The organism is Staphylococcus rostri (assembly GCF_002902145.1).
GTDB classification, from domain to species: domain Bacteria; phylum Bacillota; class Bacilli; order Staphylococcales; family Staphylococcaceae; genus Staphylococcus; species Staphylococcus rostri.
The window spans coordinates 1-10,615 of sequence record NZ_PPRF01000022.1 but is presented as its reverse complement, the minus strand read 5'-3'; the positions used below and the strand labels follow the sequence as shown (position 1 = coordinate 10,615).

Genomic DNA, 10,615 nt, shown 5'->3' with positions numbered 1-10,615 from the left:
ACACAATAAATTTAAGCACTGGGAAACCGATAAACGGTGTCCCAAAAGCAGGATTTTCGACAGAACTGCCACGATTTCGGCAAAATTTGAAAAGTAATTTTGCTCATCGTTCGGTTCTGCTCAAATCCTAAGCGCTTTTGTCCCAACCTCTTTTTACAAAAGAGGCTTAGAACGAATTATGTCCCAGCCCCTTTTATACAGTTGAAACGAGATAGTCGCATGACCGATAAACAGCACCAAATTGAGAGTATTTTATACACGCATAAAGCTGCTATGCTATCTAAAGTCATCTGGAAAAATGCAGAAAATGACTGGCAAGCTTGGCTTAAAAAATCCGGCATTACAATGAATGAACATTTAATTCTAATGACTATTTATGCATTTAAAAAAGTAACTATTTCTGATATTTCACGTTACGGTGTGATGCATGTATCAACTGCTTACAACTTTGCAAAGCGTCTTGAGTCACAAGGATTATTAAAATTAGAAAAAGATACGAACGATAAACGAAATACTTTTATCGTTTTAACTGAAGAAGGCCATACACTTGTGGAAAATATTTTTGATCAATACGATATGACAAATAATAGTATCTATCGTGCTGCTCAAGATTATAATGAAGAAATGTTCCATTTTCCAAGTTTTAGTGATGAACATTATCTTGTTTCACAATTACAAGGCAAAGCATTTTTAGATGGTATTAATCAATGCCATGAACATTTACGAAAAAATTTACTTGACGCTGATTAAAATGCGGTAGATAATACGTAATATCAAACTTTGCATTAGAGGAGTTTTTTTGATGCTTAATTGTTCAAGATCAATCGATATACATTCTCGGTTTGGTATTCCACGTATTGCATTTATAAGCTTTGTTACTGTGGTTATTACATTTTTAATTAGTTTTGAAGTATTTCATTACTATTCAAATGTGCCATTTACTGACAAAAACTTTTTTATATTTATTGTCTTAATGTTATGTTTATATCCGTTACACAAGCTCATTCATATTTTGACGGTATTACCTTATTTTCGTTATATTAAAATGTATAAGTTAATGCCTAAGAGCTGGATACCGTTATATAACATATTCTTAGATAAACCTGTGCGTAAATATTACTTTTGTATATGTTTAATTGCACCGCTCATTATCATTTCATTAATATGTATTTTAATCGCCTGTGCATTACCGCACTATGGTCATTATTTTATGTTTTTATTAGCACTTAATGCTGGATTTTCAGTGATGGATCTACTCTATTTAAAAGTGATTTTCTTCTGCAAGCGCGGACAGTTCGTAGAGGAACATATCAATGGATTCGTCCTGCTAGAAAAAAATTGTACATCGGATCAAATTTCTATTGGCTAAGCTTCGGCGCTTAGCCAATTTTTTAGTTCTACATTTTTATGGTGGAATGGCATGATTAGACATTCTCCCCTTTTCTCTTAGTTCTATAAGCCTTATTAACTAAATGCATCTCATACATTAGTCGTAGTCTCTAGGTCTTTCGTTGGTTCAATTTCGCGATTGTGGTATATTATGTGTGTTACTTTTATGTAAAGGAGACAGCAATATGAATAAAGGCTTACAAAAATTGATTATCCCGTTATCAGCAAGTGCCATTCTTTTAGGAGCTTGTGGCAATAGCGCCCCATCATCAAAAGACGAAACACTCATTTCGTCAAAAGCTGGAGACGTTAAAGTTGAAGATGTGATGAAAGACATTGGTAGTAATCAAATTGCAAGTAGTTCTTTTAAACTACTTCTCGGTAAAATTTTAGAAGATAAATATGGCGAAAAAGTCGATGATAAGAAAATTAATGAAGAAATTGATAGCCAAATTGAAAAATATGGTGGCAAAGAACAGTTTGAAAGTTTACTTAAGCAACAAAAAGTTACGATGGATGAATATAAAGAACAACGTAGACTGATCGAATACCAAAAACTATTATTAAATGAAAAAGTCAAAATCTCAGACAAAGAAATTAAAGATCAAACGAAAAAAGCGTCTCACATTCTAATTAAAGTTAAAGAAGACGATAATGACAAAGAAGGTTTATCTGATAAAGAAGCGAAAAAGAAAATTGAAGAAATTCAAAAACAACTACAAAAAAATCCAAAAGACTTCGATAAAATTGCGAAAAAAGAGTCGATGGATTCAAGTAGTGAGCAAAACGGCAGCTTAGGCTATGTGGTTAAAGGTCAAATGGTTGAACCTTTCGAAAAAGCACTTTTCAAATTAAAAGACGGTGAAATTTCAGATGTCGTAAAAACAGATTATGGTTACCACATCATTCGTGCCGATAAACAAACTGATTTTAATAAAGAAAAAGCGAAATTAAAATCAAAACTCATTCAAAATAAACTCCAAAAAGAGCCTAAAATCTTAACAGATGCCTATAAAGAGTTATTAGATGAATACAACGTTGATTACAAAGATCGCGATATTAAAAACGCAATTGAAGACTCTATTCTAAATCCAGAAGCACTTCAAAAAGCGTCACAAAGCTCGCAAAGTGGTCAAGGGCTAGGTGTTTAATACATTAACACGTAAACAGGGACACGTACAACACTATGTCGTACATGCCCCTGTTTTCTTTATTTTTAATCTAGTTTCTCAGGTTTATAAAAACGTCTATTTTCAAGTCCTCTAATCTTACCAGTCATTGTGCCTTTATCAGCATTTTTCAGTGCTTTATCAAACATATTCATGCGTGCATCAATATTATCAATAAAATGCAGAATCTCCGCCTCTTTTACTTGTGGTAACTTAGGAGAACCAAACTCCAACTTACCGTGATGTGCCAAGATTAAATGACGTAGCAATAATACTTCCTCGCCATCAATATTTAATTGACGTGCTGCCTCAGCTATCTCATCACTCGCGATAGAAATATGACCTAATAAGTTCCCTTCCAATGTATACGTTGTTGCGACAGGACCTGATAACTCAACAACTTTACCAATGTCATGTAAAATAATGCCGCTATACAATAGGCTTTTATTAATACTTGGATAAATCGAACATAAACTTTGTGCAACCTCCAACATTGTCACAACGTGGTAACTCAAGCCGCCTACAAAGTTATGATGCATCGAACTTGCTGCTGGATAGACAAAAAATTCTTGCTCATATTTACTTAAAAGATGACGTGTAATACGTTGTAAATTGGCGTTTTCAATTTCAAAAATATAATCACGAAGCTTGCTTTTAATCTCTTCAGTTGAAATTGGTGCACGCTCAATAAAATCTCCAATTTGTACACCATCCGCTTCAGTTGCCACACGATATTGCGTCATCTTCAACTGGCGATTGTTGCGATAGTTAATGACATCGCCTTTCACATGAATCACAAGTTCAGGTTTCAAAATTTGAAGATCGTCTTTAGTGACCGTCCAAAACTTTGCCTCAATCTCACCACTTTGATCTTGAAGTTTCAACGTCATATAGTCTTTCCCTTGATTCGTTACACCTTGCGTCACTTGATGTACTAAAAAGAAGTGATCTACCTTATCTCCAGGCTTTAACGTCTCTACATGTCTCATGGTATAGCACCTTTCTCCATTCTATTTCTCTAATTTTTGCAATGTGACACTTTGTTTTGCAGGAAGTGTCGTATCGTGATTGCATGTAAAATACAGAATTTGATAATTGTCTGGCATAGATTTCAAAAATGCCATCATACGTTTTTTACGTAATGCATCAAAATGAACGAATGCATCATCAATAATAATCGGTAATGAGTAATATGGTTTGAGAATTTTAATCAAACTAATACGCAATGCGAAATACAGTAATTCTTTAGTAGATTGACTCAATTCAGTTGGATGGTACATTTGACCATCTTTGTGACGAACCATCACTTTTTCATTTTCATAAGTGACTTGAACATAATCGCCATTCGTTAACTTATCATATATCTCAGTAGCCTCTTTTACAACCTGTGGTAAACGCTGATCTTTAATCTGCTTAATATGCGCATCCACAAGTGCCTCAAGATAACTCAACGCCGCCCAATCTTCAGCTAATTCATTCAATTGACTGCGCACAAGTTGATATTGGTGTTTTAAATGTCTGAGCGTATTATCCGTTTCCATATGATTGATCTGTGCTGTTAAGTCACTCACTTCACTTTGCAACGTTAAATAACGCTCGTTATATTCATCAATTTGTTCTTCTAACTGCTGATGTTCCGCTTCTAACTGTACCGTCGTCTTCTCGCTTAATTTTGAACTTTGTTCGTAGCCATAATCTTGATTTTCCAAGAAATGTGTTAAGTCATTAAAACGAGATAACGACTGCTGATATGTTTGAAAACGGTCATGCTGTTTGTAGTAACTTTCCTCATCAAGCACACCGATAAAATCGAATAGTGTTTGAATGACGTTGCGATTGTCAGTTAAACGTGTATTAAGATGTTTCACTTCATTATCAATCAATTGCAGTTGTTCTTGGTTACGTTCAAACTTCATTGTATCTGATTGTGTGTGCTTTAACCATTCACGTACATCATGGAATAGTGATGCACGATTGAAGTCAGTAATCAACGTTGATAACTGCTGCTCAGCTTGTTGATAGAACGTAGCGAGCATATTTTCTAATACTTTACGCTTCTCTTGTAATTGTGAAAGTCTACCACGCTGTTCTTTAATCGCTTGAATCGTTTGTACTGCGTCAATTAACAGTTCGTCAGACATTTTTGGCGATAGACGAAGATCTTGACGAATCGTATTCACCTTGTCTGTATCTTCTTGATTACGTGCCTCAGCCGCTGTTAATTGTTGCTCTAAGCGTTGTTGTTTTTTTGCTGAAATCGCTAAGTTCTGCTTGCGTTGTTCAATCTGATCTCTCAATTGATATTGATCTGACAAATCAAAGTTTAAATCATAAGCTTGTTCGAGCGCATTAACTTCAGATTCTAACTGTGCAATCTCTTCTGAAAAACGCTCATTATGTCCAACTTCTTTCGTCTTCACAACAAATACTGCAATAAAGAACAAGCATGCTAACACTGCAAAAATACTACCATAAACAACTGCTGCTGACATAAATGCGTAAACAGCCACACCCGCAGAAATAAGTGCCATCATTACAAAAATCATACGCAACAAATTCTGACGTTTTTGCTTTTGTTGTTGCTCAATTTCAAATGCTTCTTTCATTTTGACAAACAGATTGCGTTTCTCATTCAATTCTAAAGAGCGTTTCTCATAGACCTTTTTCTGTTCAAACGTCTCATCTGGTACTAAGCGTCCAGTAAGCTGTTCTAACTCAGTTTCATGCGACTGATGCTCAATCACATGCTCGTCTAGTAAATTACGATATTGTTGAAGATTGTGTGCATTCTCACGTTTATCTTTTAATACATAACTAACATAACTCTTTTGCACTTCAGAAGCGTCAACGTCTTCATGTACGTCATCCCAACCAATATTAGATTTTAAACCAGCAATTTCTTGCTCAACATTTTCAATATCACGTACAACTTGTTTCAAATCATGTTCGTGCTGTTTCACTTCATCTTCTTGTTTCGCAATTGATTCTACTTTGTTCACAACATCAGCACTCGGCACAACAAGTTTGTCATTTTCAGCCTGTAACTGTTTCTGCTTTTCTTCACGTAAACCAATATCACGTTCTAATTGGTGCGTTTGCATTTTTGCGGCTTCATAGCGGTCAATCCCTTGTTCAGGGAATGTAATCGGTTCAATATTTAAATCCGATTCTAACGCCTTCCACTCTTGAACTTGATCATGGAGCGCCATTTCTTTTTGTTTCTCTTCAAAAAAGCCAGTAAGATGATCTAGATTTTCCTTCGTTGTTTCTAAACGACCAGCCGACTTTTCACGTGTTTCTATTAGACGTTGATACGTTTCCACTTGTGTAGACGCATCCCGAATTTGAAGTTCTAAATCTTTAAGTTCAGCTACTTTTTGATTAATTTCAGGTTGCTGTCCAGCCTTTTTATAAAGCGTTTGTTTTTTCTTATTAATCAAATCGCGCATACCGATAAATTCTGTAGAACCTAACGCACCCGCCTGCATTAAGAAGTTCTGTAATTGTGTTTCTGACATGTGTTTATGAATGTCTTGCAAGCCCAATACGTTGAAAGAGAAAATATCTTGATACGTACGCTTGCTAATATAATTCAAATGCTCCTGTAACCAGGCTTCATCTTTAATCGCACCATTTGGTAAATACACCTTAACGTCGCCTTGTGCGCTGCCTTTCACACGCTCAACATCAATTTCCGTGTTATCGTCTAATATAAGCGTAACGCGCCCGCCGTATTGATTGCCCATACGCGGTTCAAGGCGTGGTTCATTTTCCTTCTTAGTTGGAAAGCCAAATAAGATAGAGTGAATAAACGCTTGTAACGTCGATTTCCCCGCCTCGTTTTCACCAAAAATTTGTGTGATATGCTGATTAAATTCAACTTTGCGTTGTACAAACTGACCATAACCGTATATTTCTACTGACTTGATTTTCATCGTCTATTCGCCCCCTTCAACTCAGCATGAATCATTGCTTCAGCACGTTCAACTAAGGCTTTGCGATCGTGTTCCATATAATGATCCAAGTATTTTGATGCTTTCGGGTTCATATACAAATCACTTAATGCCGCTTCATAAATCTCATCTTGTGCTAGTAAATCTGGAGCAAATTCTTTAAAAATTGAGTGCGTTTCTAACTCTGTATAATGAATATCAAGCGAATCAATAATTACGAAATACTGCTCATTTTCTTCATAATCTAAAATCATCGCCTTCACTTGTTCTAACACTTGTGGATCGATACGTTCATCACCTGAAACATTCAGCTGTAATCGATAAAACGAACGTCCCAAACCGCGAACTTTTTGTTTAAACGACTGTATCGCATCATACAGTGCTTGTTGCGTAATTTGATCAATATCAATCGTTGCAGATTCAAAACGAATAAATTGCGTCGGCACAAAGCGAGTTGTTAATTTGACATGATCACCTGCAACGATTAAACAGCCTTTTTCACCCTGTTCTTTAAAATGTCGCCCTTGAATATTACCGGAATAGTGAATTTCTGGTAAATCACTCAACTGTTGACGTTTATGAATATGACCAAGCGCCCAATAGTGATAAAGTTTTTTGTTCAAGTCTTCTAAGCGAAATTCTGTATAACGATCGGAATCACCCGATTTGCTATACGTTCCATGCAAGACACCAATATGTACAATATTGCGGTCTTCATTCGTTGGATAATCATCAATTTTATTTTCATAACTCGCGGCAGTCTCATAACTAAATCCATGAATATGAACGTTATCACCCGTTTTCGTAATCGCTTGATATGTTTCTACATTATTAGAAAATACCGTGACATTATCTGGCCAATCTGACGTAATTCGTTCAGATAGTGGATCATGATTGCCATGTGCGATATATACAAAAATCTGCTCTTTTTGTAATCGTTCAAACTCTTCTTTAAGGAATATCTCCGCTTTTAACGTTCGATTACGTTGGTCGAACAAATCACCGCTAATAATGACAAAATCTACACTTTCGCGTAATGCCACATCGACAATTTTCTTAAAACTTTCATACGCACTATTCTCAACATCTCTTAAAACATTTGGGCTGAGATGCTGTTTGGACACAAATGGACTATCAAGATGTAAGTCTGCACAATGCAAAAATTTAACCATCACTGTTAGCTCCTTTTCCAGAAATTTAATCCATGATAACACATTAATATCTTTGTTATGTATTCCTATATTTTAGCATAATTCATATGTAAATGATGTTACAAAATAAAAATAGAATGCTCCCCTTAAAGTAATGATTAAGTCCACACTTTAAAGGGAGCATTGTGTTATATCACTATACGTAATCATTCACCAATTAGTCTTGGTAAATTTCGTCTAATGGTTTAACAATGATTTGGTTGATTTCTTGGAATACTTGGCTCATTTTTTGCTCAGCATTCATTAATTCAGAAATGTTAGCGTCTTTTTCAATTTCTTGTGCTTGCTCTTGCGCTTGTTTGATTTCTTCTTCCGTTAATTGTTCACCTTGCATTTGTTTTTGTTGGAAGTTTAATTGTGTTTCACGGAATTCATCAAATAATTTTTTAGATTCTGCATTAGCATTAACGTTTGCATATGCATCTTTAATTGCTTTGTACTCATCGCTTTCGCGTAAAGCTTGTTCTAATTTGTTTGCGTAATCATATAAATTTACAGCCATTATAATCGCTCCTTAATTGTCTATGTTGAAGTCAGCACGCTCTCGCCGACTTCTTTCCTTGCTTACGATACCATACTTTAAGAGATTATACAAAGATTGCAATTACCCCTTGGAAGATTCCGATTAATCCACCTAAAATAAAGCCAAGCAACATAATTAATTTAAGTTCTTTGTTCGCAATCTCAAAAATCAATTGTTCAATATAATCTAATTCAAAGCGATTAATCTGTTCTTCAATCAATCCGCGAATATTAACCCGACGCATAATCGATGACAGTCTATTCGCTAACACATTAAGAATTAAATTTGTAATCTTATCAATACCATCAACATCCATACGCTCAAATAGTTTTGGTACAAGTCGGTTCAACGGTTGATGCGCACGTTGCGATAATTTAAGCTGATCTAATACATAATCTTTAACCTGACCACGTAACTGCACAAATTGTTCATCAGATACTAAAGTCTCGAGTTGCATATTTTTAAATTTTGCATATTCAGCTTGGATTTGTGTTGCCAAAATACTTTGTGCACGATGATGATGTGTAAGACGAATCAACTCTTTTTGAATGCGTTCAGCCATCGCTTCAGTTGTCATAAACATCTGCAGCATTGAAACGATACCGCCTTTTTCAATAAAGAACGTATCCAACATTTCAGAAATATCTTGGTACCCCTTATCAGATTGTAAATAATTGCGTGCTTTTTCTAATAACACACTATCTAATTCTGCTACTTTATCATCTACAACGCCGATGATGTCAGAAGGTATTATTTCTTCTAATGTATTCTTACGATGTGTTTCATATTTCGTTTGAAGCTTATTTGTTACAAATTGATCAATCCATTGTTCACTCGTATTAACAACATCTACATCAAAGTGTTCAGCGAGTCTTTGGATGGTCATATCATCTTGTCTTAAACGATCCACCTGATTTGCAACGGTTTGTCTAATCGTTTGTTGCATTTCCGGTGCATTTAACTTTTCACGTATCAACGACTCTGTTAATAGATGGTCTTCAACAACCTGTCCAATCTTAGTCGCAATTTCGCCTCTTCTTTTTGGAATCAAACCTGGTGTAAATGGCACACGTCGTCCAAAGATATAATATGGTTTAAATGGGTGAAATAGCATTTTTACCGCAATCATATTGGTCACACCACCGATTACAGCACCGATCACCATCATAAAAAGTATTACCAGTAGTGCTTGCATTATCTTTCGCCTCTCAGTCTTTTATTCTACCTCGATATTATTCCACAATTTTTGAAGTTTAACCAAATTATTGACTTCTCAGTAATTCAGATTGTTTCATTTTATCGGCAACATAAAATAAAAAGCCGCAACATACAATGATGTCACAGCTCGATACTATATTCTCTATAAGACTTATGCGCGAACAAGGTCTTCTTTCGCATGGCGTTGGAAGAACGTCTCTGCTTCTCTTAACTTCGGCGTACCAAATAATGGTTGTTTATCGCCATCTAGCACACGATAAAGTTCACTTACTTTATTTGCTTGTAAAATGAAGTTTCCTTTTGACGCTAATGTTTCCCAATAAATATCACTTACTGTTGAATATTTTGGATATGCTGCTTGGTTACGTGAAACTGTTTGTACAATTTCTAACGGGTCACAGCCAAACGTACTATTTAAAACTTCAGAATCTCTAAATAATGCACAGATTGAAACACATGTTGTCCAGTTAGGTAACACACGCTCTTTTTCAATTTGAACTAACGTCTTCTTTGAAAGTCCAATTGTTTGTGCCATTGTATCTTGCGTATACCCCGCTTCAATACGAACCATCTTAAATTTTGCTTGAATTAAATCTGTAAAACTTTGTCTATCCATTTATTATTACGACCTTTCCTAAGTGAAATTTTATCCGCACACAAGAAATTGCAAATCTACACATTTCTTGAAACACAAATTACATATTAATACATAAAGATGTAAATGAAAAGAGCCACAGCCGTTATTTTTTCAAAACTTTAAAAGGCGAAATAGTCGAAAAACTCAAACATGCTATTTCACACTTTTTTCTAGCTCTCTTATTGTTTCTTTACTTATTTAATGTTTTAATACACCGTCATTATTCTAGCATATTAAATGCTGCAGTGCTATACAAAATGCGTATTATCCTAAAAAATGTTGCGTGATATATTGATTTTTATAATGTTTGGACTATATGACTTCACCAAGTTATAGTCACCATATATGCTCAATTTTTAAAAATTCATAATTTATGAGTCACCACGTATATCACTTAAACATTTTCATATTTTCTGTATTTTTAGCCATTTAACATTTTATTCATATGCTATTTTTACAATTTTATCAACATTAATAATTGTGTATATCTATACACCTGTCTCTTATACACATCT

At 34.9% G+C, this 10,615-nt stretch carries 9 protein-coding genes; 3 read left to right on the top strand and 6 right to left on the bottom strand.

Translation table 11 applies throughout. From position 1 onward, the window contains the following. The first annotated feature begins 219 nt into the window (after positions 1–219). The 3 genes from CD122_RS04375 (at position 220) to prsA (ending at position 2,540) form a co-directional block, all read left to right on the top strand. Positions 220–750, top strand: coding sequence for an HTH-type transcriptional regulator Hpr (locus tag CD122_RS04375; protein WP_103357790.1), 531 nt, complete (start codon positions 220–222; stop codon positions 748–750). Between the two features lie 52 nt (positions 751–802). Next, a complete protein-coding gene (locus tag CD122_RS04370) occupies positions 803–1,369 on the top strand; it encodes a DUF3267 domain-containing protein (RefSeq protein WP_103357789.1) in 567 nt (188 codons plus the stop codon). A 205-nt stretch (positions 1,370–1,574) separates the two neighbouring features. Next, the gene (prsA, locus tag CD122_RS04365) at positions 1,575–2,540 is read left to right on the top strand and encodes a peptidylprolyl isomerase PrsA (RefSeq protein WP_103357788.1); all 966 of its coding nucleotides are present in this window, start codon (positions 1,575–1,577) and stop codon (positions 2,538–2,540) included. A gap of 65 nt (positions 2,541–2,605) precedes the next feature. Here the strand turns inward: prsA and yhaM are convergent, their stop codons facing one another. The 6 genes from yhaM to xdrA all read right to left on the bottom strand — a co-directional run bounded on the left by yhaM (position 2,606) and on the right by xdrA (position 10,079). Beyond that, on the bottom strand, positions 2,606–3,547 hold the full coding sequence (gene yhaM / locus CD122_RS04360; RefSeq protein WP_103357787.1) for a 3'-5' exoribonuclease YhaM: 942 nt from the start codon (positions 3,545–3,547) through the stop codon (positions 2,606–2,608). Positions 3,548–3,568: 21 nt separating this feature from the next. Further along, positions 3,569–6,493, bottom strand: coding sequence for an AAA family ATPase (locus tag CD122_RS04355; protein ID WP_103357786.1), 2,925 nt, complete (start codon positions 6,491–6,493; stop codon positions 3,569–3,571). Then, positions 6,490–7,683 (bottom strand): metallophosphoesterase family protein, encoded by a 1,194-nt coding sequence (locus tag CD122_RS04350; RefSeq protein WP_103357785.1) that lies wholly within the window; start codon positions 7,681–7,683, stop codon positions 6,490–6,492. Before CD122_RS04350 ends, CD122_RS04355 begins: the two co-directional genes overlap by 4 nt. A gap of 196 nt (positions 7,684–7,879) precedes the next feature. Further along, positions 7,880–8,224, bottom strand: a complete 345-nt coding sequence (locus tag CD122_RS04345; protein WP_103357784.1) for a YlbF/YmcA family competence regulator — start codon at positions 8,222–8,224, stop codon at positions 7,880–7,882. An 85-nt stretch (positions 8,225–8,309) separates the two neighbouring features. After that, positions 8,310–9,440, bottom strand: a complete 1,131-nt coding sequence (locus tag CD122_RS04340; RefSeq protein WP_103357783.1) for a DUF445 domain-containing protein — start codon at positions 9,438–9,440, stop codon at positions 8,310–8,312. 174 nt (positions 9,441–9,614) lie between these two features. Beyond that, entirely contained in the window at positions 9,615–10,079 is a 465-nt protein-coding gene (gene xdrA / locus CD122_RS04335; RefSeq protein WP_103357782.1) for an XRE family transcriptional regulator XdrA, read from the bottom strand. Between the last annotated feature and the right edge of the window lie 536 nt (positions 10,080–10,615).